General features: G+C 64.1%; 15 protein-coding genes and 1 CRISPR repeat array. All 15 genes read left to right on the top strand.

What is annotated here, in order from left to right; translation table 11 throughout:
• Window positions 1-6 precede the first annotated feature (6 nt).
• The gene (locus tag ABC977_RS14675) at window positions 7-291 is read left to right on the top strand and encodes a nucleotidyltransferase family protein (RefSeq protein ID WP_369668022.1); all 285 of its coding nucleotides are present in this window, start codon (window positions 7-9) and stop codon (window positions 289-291) included.
• A complete protein-coding gene (locus ABC977_RS14670) occupies window positions 288-650 on the top strand; it encodes a HepT-like ribonuclease domain-containing protein (protein WP_369668021.1) in 363 nt (120 codons plus the stop codon). Before ABC977_RS14675 ends, ABC977_RS14670 begins: the two co-directional genes overlap by 4 nt.
• Window positions 647-1,771: a type III-B CRISPR module-associated Cmr3 family protein gene (locus ABC977_RS14665; protein ID WP_369668020.1), complete on the top strand. Its 1,125-nt coding sequence runs from the start codon at window positions 647-649 to the stop codon at window positions 1,769-1,771. The genes ABC977_RS14670 and ABC977_RS14665 overlap by 4 nt, the downstream gene beginning before the upstream one ends.
• A 15-nt stretch (window positions 1,772-1,786) precedes the next feature.
• The gene (gene cmr4, locus ABC977_RS14660; RefSeq protein ID WP_369668019.1) at window positions 1,787-2,683 is read left to right on the top strand and encodes a type III-B CRISPR module RAMP protein Cmr4; all 897 of its coding nucleotides are present in this window, start codon (window positions 1,787-1,789) and stop codon (window positions 2,681-2,683) included.
• A 4-nt stretch (window positions 2,684-2,687) separates the two neighbouring features.
• Window positions 2,688-3,062, top strand: coding sequence for a type III-B CRISPR module-associated protein Cmr5 (gene cmr5 / locus ABC977_RS14655; protein ID WP_369668018.1), 375 nt, complete (start codon window positions 2,688-2,690; stop codon window positions 3,060-3,062).
• Between the two features lie 2 nt (window positions 3,063-3,064).
• Window positions 3,065-4,351, top strand: coding sequence for a type III-B CRISPR module RAMP protein Cmr6 (cmr6, locus tag ABC977_RS14650; RefSeq protein WP_369668017.1), 1,287 nt, complete (start codon window positions 3,065-3,067; stop codon window positions 4,349-4,351).
• Between the two features lie 183 nt (window positions 4,352-4,534).
• A complete protein-coding gene (locus ABC977_RS14645) occupies window positions 4,535-4,837 on the top strand; it encodes a nucleotidyltransferase domain-containing protein (RefSeq protein ID WP_369668016.1) in 303 nt (100 codons plus the stop codon).
• On the top strand, window positions 4,834-5,298 hold the full coding sequence (locus tag ABC977_RS14640) for a hypothetical protein (RefSeq protein ID WP_369668015.1): 465 nt from the start codon (window positions 4,834-4,836) through the stop codon (window positions 5,296-5,298). The genes ABC977_RS14645 and ABC977_RS14640 overlap by 4 nt, the downstream gene beginning before the upstream one ends.
• A gap of 452 nt (window positions 5,299-5,750) precedes the next feature.
• The gene (locus ABC977_RS14635; RefSeq protein WP_369668014.1) at window positions 5,751-6,890 is read left to right on the top strand and encodes a TIGR02710 family CRISPR-associated CARF protein; all 1,140 of its coding nucleotides are present in this window, start codon (window positions 5,751-5,753) and stop codon (window positions 6,888-6,890) included.
• A 30-nt stretch (window positions 6,891-6,920) separates the two neighbouring features.
• A complete protein-coding gene (gene csx16 / locus ABC977_RS14630; RefSeq protein ID WP_369668013.1) occupies window positions 6,921-7,214 on the top strand; it encodes a CRISPR-associated protein Csx16 in 294 nt (97 codons plus the stop codon).
• 139 nt (window positions 7,215-7,353) lie between these two features.
• Window positions 7,354-8,508, top strand: coding sequence for a Card1-like endonuclease domain-containing protein (locus ABC977_RS14625; protein ID WP_369668012.1), 1,155 nt, complete (start codon window positions 7,354-7,356; stop codon window positions 8,506-8,508).
• Window positions 8,509-8,579: 71 nt separating this feature from the next.
• Window positions 8,580-8,864, top strand: coding sequence for a CRISPR-associated endonuclease Cas2 (locus ABC977_RS14620; RefSeq protein ID WP_369668011.1), 285 nt, complete (start codon window positions 8,580-8,582; stop codon window positions 8,862-8,864).
• 5 nt (window positions 8,865-8,869) lie between these two features.
• Window positions 8,870-9,847: a CRISPR-associated endonuclease Cas1 gene (gene cas1 / locus ABC977_RS14615; RefSeq protein WP_369668010.1), complete on the top strand. Its 978-nt coding sequence runs from the start codon at window positions 8,870-8,872 to the stop codon at window positions 9,845-9,847.
• Window positions 9,844-10,695, top strand: a complete 852-nt coding sequence (locus tag ABC977_RS14610) for a CRISPR-associated endonuclease Cas1 (protein WP_369668009.1) — start codon at window positions 9,844-9,846, stop codon at window positions 10,693-10,695. Before cas1 ends, ABC977_RS14610 begins: the two co-directional genes overlap by 4 nt.
• Window positions 10,696-10,824: 129 nt before the next feature.
• Window positions 10,825-11,151 carry a CRISPR-associated endonuclease Cas2 gene (cas2, locus tag ABC977_RS14605; protein ID WP_369668008.1) on the top strand — a complete coding sequence of 109 codons (327 nt, stop codon included), beginning with the start codon at window positions 10,825-10,827 and terminating at the stop codon, window positions 11,149-11,151.
• A 163-nt stretch (window positions 11,152-11,314) separates the two neighbouring features.
• A CRISPR array of direct repeats spans window positions 11,315-12,272; the repeat unit is 37 nt; unit sequence GTTTGAATCAGAGACCCGTTCGTAAGGGGATTAAGAC.
• Window positions 12,273-12,381: the final 109 nt, after the last annotated feature.

The following is a 12,381-nucleotide window of genomic DNA, read 5'->3' as shown; positions in this document are numbered from 1 at the left end:
TCCGCTATGCATCCATTGATCGAGCAACATCGCGCGGCCATCCGCGCGCTCGCTGCCCGTCATGGCATCGAAAACGTCCGTGTCTTCGGCTCGATGGCCCGCGGCGATGCTGGGGCCGACAGCGATATCGATCTCCTCGTCTCTCTTCCACCCGGACGCAGCGGTTTGGCGCTGGGGGGATTGTTGATGGATGTCCAGGATCTCACGCACCGCAAAGTCGATCTGGTCACCGAGGCCAGTCTCCACCCAGCCTTGCGTGACCGCGTGCTGCGGGAGGCGTGCTCCCTATGACGCCGGTCAAGGACTCCGATGCGGTGTTATTGAGGCACGGCGCCGACTGCATCGAGCGCATCTCGGAATACACGAAGGGCGAGCGGGCCACCTTCATGGGGTCGCGACTCGTCCAGGACGCGGTGATTCGCAATCTGCAAACCCTCGCCGAATCGACGCAGCGTTTGTCCGACAGGCTCAAGTCGGCCGAGCCTGGTATCCCGTGGCGAGACATCGCCGGGTTTCGCAATGTTTTGGCACACGGCTACCTTGGACTCGACCCCGAGCTCGTCTGGAGCGTGATCGAGCAGGATCTACCCGGTTTGGCGCAAGCCGTCGCGCGCATGCGCCAGACCCTGGATGAGAGACCCACCAGATGACGACCTATTGCTTCTTGCAGCCGCTCGACGTGCTCTATCTGCGCGGCAACAAGCTATTCGACGACCCCGGCAGTTTCGGTGAGAGCCTGGTTCCGCCCTGGCCGTCCGTCGCTGCCGGCGCGTTGCGCTCGCGGATTCTCGCCGATGACCGGGTCGATCCCGGCGACTTCGCTGCTGGCCGCGTGCCGCATCCAACACTCGGCACGCCCCATCGGCCCGGCTCATTCCGTGTGACCGACTTCCATCTGGCACGTTGCGAGGCGGGTGGACGCATCGAGGGTCTGTTTGCGCTACCGGCCGATCTCGTGCTGACGCAGGCCGACCTCGGCCCCCTGACTGTCGAACGGCTGAAACCCCATTCGGCGGCAGCGGGAATCCAGTCTTCCGCTCCGCTGGCCAAGCTCCCGCTGCTGGCTGAGCCCGCGCGACGCAAAACGGTCTCGGGCTTCTGGCTGACACAGCGCGGCTGGGCGCGATATCTGGCTGGCGAGACGCCAGCCGCTGACGATGTCGAGCCGATCGCGAATCTCTGGAAGCTCGATACACGCATCGGTGTGGGTCTCGACGCCGAGCGGCGTCGCGCCGACGACGGCAAGCTCTTCACCGGCCAAGCTGTTGCGCTGACGCCGGATCTCGGGTTCCTGGTTGGTGTTCGAGGAGCCGAGCCCAGCACCTCGGGCACGGTACGGCTGGGCGGCGATGGTCGCGCGGCAGCCATCCAGGGCGTCGAGTACGCCCCACCCGCACCGGATGTCGATGCCTTGCTCCGAGCACGACGCTGCCGAATCGTGTTGACCACGCCGGGACTCTTCGCCGCTGGTTGGCGTTTGCCTGGTAGCCAACCTGACGGGCACTGGCAGCTTGGCGAGGTCTCAGGGAGGCTCGTTTGCGCCGCTGTCCCGCGGGCAGAGGTCGTGTCCGGGTGGGATCTGGCCCGGTGGCAGCCCAAAACGGCTCAGCGCGCCGTCCCCGCTGGTAGTGTTTATTGGATCGAGGACTTGCATGCGACGACCCCGGACGCCCTGCGCAAGCTTGCCGAAATGGGCCTCTGGTCTGATCCGCCGGAAAATCCCCACCGTCGCGCCGAGGGCTTCAACCGTTTCACCTTTGCCGTTTACTAAGAAGAGGGAACCTCGATGTTCGAAAAACAGGCTGCCGTCTTTCTTTATGCCGTGAGTCCGGTCCATCTCGGCGCTGGCTCGATGCTCGGCGTCATCGACAACCCCATCCAGCGCGAACGGCACACAAAGCACCCATGTTTCGCCGGGTCCGGGATCAAGGGCGCGGTGCGCCACGGGTTCGAGGCCATCGGTGGGGATCGCGTCTTGATCGACCGGGTGTTCGGACCCGAGTCTGGGAGCAGTGACCTGCATGCCGGAGCGGTCAGCTTCGGCGACGCACAGCTTGTCGCTTTCCCGGTACGCTGTCTCAAGAATGGCTATGTCTATGCGACATGCCCGCAGGCGCTCGGCCGGGCGCAACGCCTACTGACCCTGATCGGTCTGGCGGTGGAATGGCGGATTCCCGACGTCACAGAGGGGCACTGCGTCCTAGCCAATCCGGAGCTGCTCGCCAACGACAAGCTGCATCTCGAAGCCTTCGAATACACGGCGCGTATTTCTCCCGATCTGCCTGACCTGACTCAGGATCTGGCGAGCAAGGCTCTGCCGCAGGGGCCAGAACATGCCTTCTTCCGCGACAAGCTTACGAAGGATCTTGTGATCCTCTCGGACACGGATTTCGGTTATTTCACCGAGCATGCGACGGTCGTCGAGCCGCACGTGCGCATCGATCCCGATACCGGAACCGCCGATGGTGGGGGCCTCTTCTACACCGAGAATCTGCCGCCGGAATCCGTCCTTCTCGCACCGCTGATGGCCAGCCAGACTCGCACCGGCCGAAAGGAAGACGCCATGGACGCGACCGGCGTCATGCTCATGCTGCGCAATCTACTCGATAACCGGCTGATCCAGATCGGCGGCGATGCGACGACCGGCCGCGGATTGGTAACCGTCAGGATCCTGGAGGCTTGAGCCCATGTCACAGACTCTAGAGCAACGACGTGCTGCCGATGCCTGGGAGAAGAGCCAACATTGCAGCGACGAGTACATGAAGCTTGCCAAAGGGCTGCCCGCTCTCATCATGAACAGCGGGCTGATGCAGGTGATGGCCTTCCTGCATGAGAAAGGGTCCAAATCCTCGCAGCGTCACTGCGAGGATCTCGCAAGGCACTTGCGCGGCTGGCTGCAACAGCGTTTCCCACAGGTCATTCGTGAAGACCAGTTCGAGCCCTTCATGGATGCGCTGATGAACGCCGATCCGCGGACCTATCAGCACATCACGGCCGAGGCCTTTGCCTGGCTGCGCTGGCTACGACAGATGGCGGCGGCAGCCCGCGCCGGGAGGGTCTGAAGATGGCGATCGCGGCGGTTCCCCACTATCTCGGGGAGGATTTTTCCCGAGCATCGCCTGGCTTGCGGTTCGGCATGTACCTGAAGCTATGGGGTGTCAACAATCGCTCTGGTGAACGACTCTGGACAACCCACGACCTCAACTACCGGGTGGCTGGCAAAGACAAGCAAGAACGCGAGTTTCGCGACGAGAATAAGAGTAGTGCTCTGCACGAGGCGCTTAAATTATCCGTCGAAGACCGAGCCACCATGTCGGCGCTCGCCTCCCGCCAAGCCGAGTTCGCCAAGACGCTGCAATCGAGCGGCACCCTGCTGCGGCTGGAGACCGAGTCGGTCGCCCCTTTTGCGACCGGCCTGGGCAATGAGCACCCGTTGGAGAACGGCTTCGCCTTTCTGAACCCCTACGGCCTGCCTTATCTGCCGGGCAGCGGTGTCAAGGGCGTCCTGCGCCAGGCCGCCCGCGAGCTGGCCTCGGGAGACTGGGGCGATCGGAAAGGCTGGCACGAGGAATCCATATTCAGAGTCGAAATCGGCGGTAAGCCGATCACCCTCTCAATGGTCGAGGTCCTTTTCGGGAGGGATGTCCCATCGGGCGAGACCGACCATCTGCGCGGCGCCCTGACCTTTTGGGATGTCTATCCTCAACTCAAAGGAAACGCTTTGCAGGTCGAGGTGATGACACCCCATCAGACTCACTATTACCAGGTACCACCAGGCGAGACACCACACGAGTCCGGTTCGCCGAAGCCCATCAACTTCCTTACCGTTCCTCCCGGATCGGGCTTCGCCGTCCACGTCCACTGCGATCGATTGTTCCTCGCGCAGTTGGCGCCCGACCTCGCCGAGCATAACGCCTGGAAGGCGCTGATGACAGCGGCCTTCGAGCACGCCTTCGCCTGGCTTGGCTTTGGTGCCAAGACTGCCGTCGGTTATGGCGCGATGGCCGCCATCAAAGAGGAGTCAACCGGCCAAGATCGGTCGAGATTGCGAATCGATTCGGGCGCGACCGCATCCGAACAACTTTGGAGCGATGTCACAATCCAGTTTATCCCGGGCAGCGGAGAGCTCAGGGCCAATTATCAAGGCAAGGTCGCGAGCGCATTCAATCCGGCGGCGCAGCGGCTGCGCGACCAGCTTCCCGAAAAGCTCCAGAAGGTTCTTGCCAAGAAAAAACCATTGAAGGGGTGCGAGGTGTCGGTCGTGCCCATCGGCAATGGCTGGCAACTCGCCGGGATCTTGTCCGCCGGGGGGATTGACCTATCGTCGTCGGCCGAACGGGGGGACACATGAATTGGCGGGGGATCGAATGGCACGCTGCACGCGAGGGTCTTCCTTGGTGAAGGCGAAACAGGGGCGCCTGTTCGTCCAAAGTCCCGGCGAGCATTGGTCATGCACCGAGGTCGGCGGCCGACTGACTCGCTGTCGGCTGGCCCCCGTGTTTTTCGCCCGCGAACCCTTGCGGTGCCTTGGCTGATGCGAATCTCGGAGCAGCAGCGGCAGCTGGCTGTGGCTCGGCTACGCGAGTGCTTCGGGCCGGACTCGGTGATCTGGCTGTTCGGGTCCCGCGTCGAGGACCGGCGTCGCGGGGGCGATGTCGATCTCTATGTCGAGGCGGAGCAGGAGCCCGATGCCGGGCGGTTGACGGCGGAGATGGCGGTGGCGATCGATCTGGAAGACCTGTTCGAGGGCGTGTCCGTCGATTTGTTGGTGCGCTACCCCGGCGACGCCGAGCGTCCGATCCATCGCATCGCGAAGCAACGGGGCCTGTTGCTATGACCCTCTATGACCCGATTCTCGTCGGCTTGCTGCTGGAGCATCTCGCGCGGTGTCGCAAGCAGGCGGACCATCTCGAGTATTCGCTTCGGCGGGCGCGGGACGCGACGCCCCTTTCCGACGAAGAACGGCTCGAGCGCTACGAGGCACTGACGTCCCGCTTCGCCCGCCTGCAGGACATGTTGGTTGCGCCGTTCAAGACGATTGCCATGTTGGAATTCGAGCCCGACAAGGCGGAGCGGATCCCGGATCTATTGAGCCTGATGGAGAAACTCGCGATCCTGCCGCAGGTGCGCGACTGGCTGGAGATCAGGAAGACCCGCAACGCCATTGCCCATGAGTATTCGGAATGTCCCGAGCGGATGGCGGAGCTGATCGACAGGGTGCGTCGACAGAGTCGCATCCTCATCGCGGCCTTGGGTCGGGCGGAACGCTACGCGGACAAGGCTCGCAGGGTGGGTTGAGGAATGATATCCATCCCGCCTCGAGCCGGAGGCGCCCGCCTTTGACGGAGGACACTCCGTGAATTGCCAACAGAGCAGCGGGCGCGCTGCGGTTTGGTATGCGGTCGGCGGTTGCATGGACCCAAGCCGGCTGGTGCCGCTAGGCGTGCGACGGCCGCCTGCGGACTGATGGGGATCTTGCTGCAAGAGTTCGTCGTAGCCCGGCTGTACGAACTTCCGTTCGGGCTCGGATGCCTCGTCATGCGGCTAGCGGGTCGTTCAGCGGTGTTGTGGTGGAGATGGCGATCGGTCATTCGAGGAGGGGCATGTTCGTGTCGGACGTTATTCTCATTTGCACGGTAGGTGGTTCGCACCAACCGCTTCTGACCGCGATCAGCGAGTGCCGTCCGCGGCATACGCTGTTCATCTGCTCCGCACGGGATCCGGCGACTGGCAAGCCCGGCTCGATATCGATGGTGACAGGGAAGGGTACGCCGATCGAGGCGCGGTGCGGCGATGCCGTCGAGCGTCTGCCGAACCTACCGACGCTGACCAAGCTCCCGGACGAGGGATGGACGACGATCGAAGTCCCGTCGGACGATCTGGACCTGGCGGTCAGCACGATTCTCGATGCGCTGGCCGATCTGCGACGGCGCTTTCCGGATGCCCGTTTCGTCGCGGACTACACGGGCGGCACCAAGACGATGAGCGCCGCGCTCGTGATGGCCGCGCTCGAGTTGGATGGCATCGCGTTGCAGATCATCACCGGGGCGCGCGCCGATCTGATCAAGGTCCATGACGGCAGCCAATCCGGACTCGCGATCTACACCGAGGGTATTCGCCTGCGCCGCGCGATGGCCCCTTACCTCGCGGCTTGGGGCCGCTTCGCCTACGGCGAGGCGGCCGATGGCCTGGCCGGTTTGGCGGCCCCGCGCGATGCGACACTGCGCGGCGAGCTCCAGATCGCGACAGGTCTGAGTCGCGCTTTGGATGCCTGGGACAGGTTCGACCACCAATCGGCACTCAGGGGGATGGAGATTTATCGCAATCGTATCGGCGCGACGGCCGGCGCTTGGTTTACGGCTGCGAAGTGCCTGACCAGCTCGGTCGATGACCCGAAGCGCACCCCCGCCCAGTTGTGGGATCTCTGGCTCAACGCCCACCGCCGAGCCGCGCAAGCCCGTTACGATGACGCGGTGGCTCGCCTCTATCGGTTGATAGAGTGGACCGCTCAGTGGCTCTTGCGCACGAAGGGAATCGATACCTCTGACCTCGACGCCTCACAGGTGCCGTCAGGGCTTCAGGTCGCGCCGGCCACCAACGGAAAACTCAAGGTGGGTCTGCGCGATGCCTGGGAGTTGGCCGCCCATCACTTGGACGGACCGGTTCGCGCCTTCGTGGAGCAGGAACGCGACCATCTACTCGACCATCTGCTCAGACGCAACGGTTCGATTCTCGCCCATGGCGAGACGCCGGTTGGGCCGACCGATTGGGCAGCCTTTTCCGGGTGGGCTGAGACCGCGTTGATTCCGCTGCTGCGCAGCGAGGCAGCGAGGGTTGGTCTGAAAAGCCTTTCCCCGCAATTGCCATCAGAGCCCTTCTGGCGGACTTGACGTGACGAGCGACGGAGGCCAGCTGCGCCGATGACCACCTACTTCGTCTCCCGCCACCCCGGTGCCCTGGAATGGGCAACGGAGGAAGGCATCACCGTCGATGAGTTCGTTCTTCACCTCGATCCGGTGGAGATTCAGCCCGGCGATACGGTGATCGGCTCGTTGCCGGTCAACCTGGCGGCCGAGGTCTGCGCGCGGGGCGCCGAGTTTCGCCACCTGAGCCTGGATCTGCCGCCCGAGCTGCGCGGGCGCGAGTTGACGGCCGAGCAGATGCGTGCCTGCGGGGCACGGCTCGAGACCTTTCGGATCGAGCGAGTCGGCTGACAGGCTCACGGCAGAGGTTGGGGCCGGCGGTTCGCCACGCCGCGGTCGCCCCGTATCGCACTGGCCCGGGCCGCGCAGCGTCCCCGCGCCGGCACATGATCCAATAGCGACGAACGGATGACCATCATCGGGAGGGACCATGGCCGAACATACGCACCTCTGTCTCGTCTCGGCGCAACCGACGCCGAACTTGACCCCAGTGCTCGATCCGGCGGTCGCGCCGCGGCGCGTGATCCTGCTCGTGAGCCCCGATATGGTGCGCCGGGCCGACTGGCTGGAGCGGGTCCTGAAGCCGCGCGGGATTCGTGTCGAGCGGTGGGCGATCACGGATCCCTGGGACATCGAACAAGTTCAGTCGCAGCTGTTGCACCGGCTCGAACCGGAGTTGCGGGAGGTCGGCGCGGGCGGGATCGCGCTGAATGCGACAGGTGGCACCAAGCCGATGAGCATCGCGGCCTACGAGGTCTTCCGCGCGGCCGATCAGCCAATCTTCTACATCCACCCGGAGCAGGACCGGCTGATCTGGATGCATCCGCGGGCACGGCCGCCGGTCGACTTGGCAAATCGGATCCGGTTGGATGCCTTCCTGCTCGCGCACGGCGCGCAATGCCGCGCGGCAGTGACCGAAGCCATCCCCGAGGCCCGCCGCGCCCTGACCGACTGGCTGGTCGCGCACAACGCACGCCTGGCCCCGGCATTGGGCACGCTGAACTGGTTGGCGATGAAGGCGACCGATTCGCTACGTTCGCCGCCTCTGACGGCGGACCAGCGCGACGATCGCGCGCTTGGTGATCTCCTCGGCCAGTTCGCCCGCATGGGGTTGCTCCGCGTCGCCGGCGGTTGCTTGCATTTCCCCGACGAGGCGGCGCGCTTCTTCGTCAACGGCGGTTGGCTCGAGGAGCATGTCTACGGGGTCTTGCGCGCGCTGCGCGGCGAGCAGCGGCGTATCCAGGACCTCGCGCGCGGCGTCGAGCTGTACCGCGAGGACGCGCGCGGCGCGCCGATCCACAACGAGATCGACGTCGCCTGCCTGGCCGAGAACCGCCTGTATCTGGTCGAGTGCAAGACCAAGAGCTGGAAGCAGGGCGAGGGGCCGGGCGCCGAGGCCCTCTACCGGCTCGATGCGCTGGCCGATCTCCTCGGCGGCCTTCAGGCTCGGGCCATGCTGGTCAGCTACTTGCCGTTGCCCGCCCACGTTCGGCGCCGCGCCGCCGATCTGCGCATCCAGGTCTGCGCCGGAGACCGGTTGCCCGAGCTGCGCGGCGTCATCGCACGCTGGTTGGCGCCGTCGTAGTCGAGACACACCGGCCCCGCCACAAGCTTGTGAACCCGGCGAGGCCGCCCGCCCGGCGCTAACCTGCGCCCATGACCAAGCGAATCCTGCACCTGGCCGCCTATGACGTCTCCGATCCCGGTCGGCTTCGCGAGGCGCTCGTGGTGCTCAAGGGCTACGCGAGCGGCCGGCAGAAATCGGTCTTCGAGTGCTTTCTGACGCCGGCCGAACGCCGGCGCCTGCTGGGCCAGATTCGGGCCGTACTGAATCTCCACGAAGATCGTTTCTTCCTCGTGCGGCTCGACCCGCGCGGCCGGATCCGGACGCTCGGCATCGCGGTCAAGCCGACCGACCCCCCGTGGTTCTACGTGGACTGACGACCATGACGACCCTGTATCTCGACCGGCGCGACCTCGCGCTCAAGCTCGAAGGCCAGGCCCTGGCCATCTATGCGGACAACGCGCGCCAGACGACGGTGCCATTGCATTTGCTCGAACGGATCGTGATGCGCAGCTCGGTCAGCGTGCAGAGCGGGGCGCTCGCCCGGCTCGCCGACGGCGGTGTCAGCGTGCTCCTGTTCGGGGGTTGGAATGGGTCCAAAGTAGCGGCCTTGCTGGGGCCCGGCCACAACGACGCCGTCCGGCGGATCGGCCAATACCGCTGTTACGACGATCCGGAATGGTGCCGCGACTGGTCGCGACGCCTGGTCCTGGCCAAGGTGCAGGGCCAAAGCCGGCTGATCCAGCGTGCGATCATCCAGCGTCCCGATCGGCGGCACCCGCTCACCGAGACGCACCGCCGCCTCAAGACCATTCGTGCCCGCCTCCGCGGCGAAACCGCCCTGTCGATCGACAGCCTGCGTGGTCTCGAAGGGGCCGCCGCCGCGGCCCACTTCGCCGGGTTGGCCGTGCTTCTGCCCGAGTCGCTCGGGTTCGCCGGACGCAATCGTCGGCCCCCGCGCGATCCGTTCAACGCGGTCCTGTCGCTCGGCTATACGCTGCTGCATCACGAGGCGACGCGGGCCTGCCACGTGGCGGGCCTGGATCCGGCAATCGGCTATTTCCACGAACCGGCGTTCGGCCGCGCGTCGCTGGCCGCCGATCTGATCGAGCCGCTGCGCCCGCGTCTCGATGGTTGGGCCTGGGAACAGTTCCGCACCCGCACGCTGACCGCCGATCATTTCGTTCGAGACGGGTCGGCCTGTCTCCTCGGCAAGGCCGGGCGCGGCCACTTCTTTCGCGCCTATGAGCCCTTCGCCCGACCTGCGCGGCGCTGGCTGCGTCGTGTCACGACCCGCGTGGCCGCGCACCTGGGCCAGGTGGGGCAAGGGCCGAGCGACCACAGAGGGCAAACCGAATGATCGTCCACACCCCTCGCAAGAAAGGGAGCCCGCGTGCCGAGCGCGGTGCCGCCATCGACACCCGTCCGCTCTATATCGCCCCGGGTGCCGATACCTACGTCAGCCTCGACGGACCGGCGCTGTGCATCAGTCGCGAAGAGCGCGCGCCGCAACTGTTCCCGTTGCAACGGCTCTCGCGCGTCGTGACCGCGACCAACGTCGGCTGGAGCTCTCCAGCGCTGCTCGCTTGTGCCGAACGTGGGATCAGCGTGTTGTTCCTCGATGAGCAGGGGGAGATCAGGGCGCGGCTGACCGGCCGTCCCGGGGCCTACGACGAGCTCTACCAACGACTGACCGAATTCCTGCTGCTGCCTCAGGCCGAGGGGATGTATGGCTACTGGTTCCGCAATTACCGGCGGCGCGCCGCGCACTGGGTCGGCCACAAACTGGCGATTCCGCTCGAGCAGCGCGATCCGTCGAATTGTCGTGCGCAGATCGAGTTGCGTGCCGGCCGCTACGCCGGTCCGGCGGTGGCCCTGTCGACACGCCAATGGATCAGGTCCCTGGCTTTCGGCTGGATGCAGGAACATCTGCAAGACCTCGGCCTCGGCGCCGGCCAATCGCTGGGCCAGATCGGCCCGCCGACGCTGGCCCGGGATCTCGCCGAGATCCTGATCTGGTATCTGGAGCCGGCGCGCCTCGGCTGGCTTCGATCACGCCAGATGGCCGCTCGCAGCCATGGGGAGCCCGTTCGGCCCCCGACGAGACGTGAAGTGGTCTCGCTCTTCGAGTCGCGCCATATCCGTGTCGCCGAGCGCGGCCGCGAGATCACCAGCACCCTGCACCGTTGGCTGATCCACGAGACCTGATGCGGCGAGCTCCAGAGACGATCGATGGTACGCGGCACGCCCTACCGAACCCCGCGTAGAGACGCTGACGGTCACTTTCGAGCACGGGCCAGCGTGCCGCATCCCAGGAACGCCATTAGGAGATAGACCATGGCGGCGAATCGTAGTCAGCTTCACATCCTCGCGTACGACATCTCGGGCGATCCGCGGCGTCTCGCCGAGGTTCACCGCACCGTGCGGCGCAAGGGCTTCCCACTCCAATATTCGGTCTTCCTGGTTCCAGCTCGCCCGGCCGAGATCCAGGCCTTGCTATCCGAACTCGCCACCATCATCGACCCGCGACGCGACGACATTCGTGTCTACCCATTGCCCGCAAAGGTCGATATCGATCAGCTTGGGCGTGGAAGCGGAATCGATGGAACCGACCTGTTCAAGAAGCACGACCACGCCTCCCCCATCGATGTCCTATTGATCTGACACTGGTCCGCGCGGTTCGGCTTGCGAGGGGCCGCATCGCCGCGTATCCTCGACCTTGATTCGGACGTTTCTGTGGACACGCAACGCCAACTCCTGGAAATCTGAAATGATCCTCAGACCCCTCTCCATCAGGTTGTTTCTAAAGGCCGAATCCGAGGGTGCGGTTTGAATCAGAGACCCGTTCGTAAGGGGATTAAGACAACTCTTCGCCGCGGTAATTGCAGGCGACAAAGGTTTGAATCAGAGACCCGTTCGTAAGGGGATTAAGACCCGAAAACGGCGAGTGGTGTCGATTGGTTCATCTGTTTGAATCAGAGACCCGTTCGTAAGGGGATTAAGACATCGATGGCGTCGTCGGCCGGGGGCTTGGTCTCGTTTGAATCAGAGACCCGTTCGTAAGGGGATTAAGACGGGGTTTTCCTGTGCGGGGTTTTCGGTGACATAGTTTGAATCAGAGACCCGTTTGTAAGGGGATTAAGACTCGATCCACCAACGGGCCGATGTCGCGGCGCGTGTTTGAATCAGAGACCCGTTCGTAAGGGGATTAAGACGCGCGGAGAACACCTGTCTTCACACCTTGGTCGGTTTGAATCAGAGACCCGTTCGTAAGGGGATTAAGACGTTTTTACAGATTCTGTAATTTTCGCCCCGCGTCGTTTGAATCAGAGACCCGTTCGTAAGGGGATTAAGACAAACAACGCCCAGCGACCGAACGAGTCACGGCGGTTTGAATCAGAGACCCGTTCGTAAGGGGATTAAGACGCGCCTGGAACCGATCTATATAGGCTGCCACGACCGGTTTGAATCAGAGACCCGTTCGTAAGGGGATTAAGACGTGATCGTTTTCATGGTCTTTCCTCATTGAGTGAGGTTTGAATCAGAGACCCGTTCGTAAGGGGATTAAGACGGTATCCGCCGGCTCGGCTGGGTTGAACGTAGGGAGTTTGAATCAGAGACCCGTTCGTAAGGGGATTAAGACGATGTGGGCCTAGGCGGCCCAACCACGGAACCTGGTTTGAATCAGAGACCCGTTCGTAAGGGGATTAAGACAAAACAACAAGCCGACATCCAGGTCGAACGATATGTTTGAATCAGAGACCCGTTCGTAAGGGGATTAAGACACTGCCGGCTTGGTGACCTTGGGCTTGGTGTATAGCGGACCCCGAAAATCGTCAAGATAGGCCGATGGAGACAATTCGCCATCGGCACTGCGTCAGGGGGCTGAGCTAT

Source organism: Thioalkalicoccus limnaeus (assembly GCF_041197575.1).
In the GTDB taxonomy this organism is placed as follows: Bacteria; Pseudomonadota; Gammaproteobacteria; order Chromatiales; family Chromatiaceae; genus Thioalkalicoccus; species Thioalkalicoccus limnaeus.
The sequence above is the reverse complement of the archived record's forward strand: the minus strand, read 5'-3'. Positions and strand labels throughout refer to the sequence as shown.

Coding starts and splice junctions, on each gene's coding strand:
- ABC977_RS14625 (WP_369668012.1), top strand. CDS start 7,354: ATGGCCGAACATACGCACCTCTGTCTCGTCTCGGCGCAACCGACGCCG.
- cas1 (WP_369668010.1), top strand. CDS start 8,870: ATGACGACCCTGTATCTCGACCGGCGCGACCTCGCGCTCAAGCTCGAA.
- ABC977_RS14675 (WP_369668022.1), top strand. CDS start 7: ATGCATCCATTGATCGAGCAACATCGCGCGGCCATCCGCGCGCTCGCT.
- cmr6 (WP_369668017.1), top strand. CDS start 3,065: ATGGCGATCGCGGCGGTTCCCCACTATCTCGGGGAGGATTTTTCCCGA.
- ABC977_RS14620 (WP_369668011.1), top strand. CDS start 8,580: ATGACCAAGCGAATCCTGCACCTGGCCGCCTATGACGTCTCCGATCCC.
- ABC977_RS14640 (WP_369668015.1), top strand. CDS start 4,834: ATGACCCTCTATGACCCGATTCTCGTCGGCTTGCTGCTGGAGCATCTC.
- ABC977_RS14645 (WP_369668016.1), top strand. CDS start 4,535: ATGCGAATCTCGGAGCAGCAGCGGCAGCTGGCTGTGGCTCGGCTACGC.
- cmr5 (WP_369668018.1), top strand. CDS start 2,688: ATGTCACAGACTCTAGAGCAACGACGTGCTGCCGATGCCTGGGAGAAG.
- ABC977_RS14665 (WP_369668020.1), top strand. CDS start 647: ATGACGACCTATTGCTTCTTGCAGCCGCTCGACGTGCTCTATCTGCGC.
- csx16 (WP_369668013.1), top strand. CDS start 6,921: ATGACCACCTACTTCGTCTCCCGCCACCCCGGTGCCCTGGAATGGGCA.
- cmr4 (WP_369668019.1), top strand. CDS start 1,787: ATGTTCGAAAAACAGGCTGCCGTCTTTCTTTATGCCGTGAGTCCGGTC.
- cas2 (WP_369668008.1), top strand. CDS start 10,825: ATGGCGGCGAATCGTAGTCAGCTTCACATCCTCGCGTACGACATCTCG.
- ABC977_RS14670 (WP_369668021.1), top strand. CDS start 288: ATGACGCCGGTCAAGGACTCCGATGCGGTGTTATTGAGGCACGGCGCC.
- ABC977_RS14610 (WP_369668009.1), top strand. CDS start 9,844: ATGATCGTCCACACCCCTCGCAAGAAAGGGAGCCCGCGTGCCGAGCGC.
- ABC977_RS14635 (WP_369668014.1), top strand. CDS start 5,751: ATGGTGACAGGGAAGGGTACGCCGATCGAGGCGCGGTGCGGCGATGCC.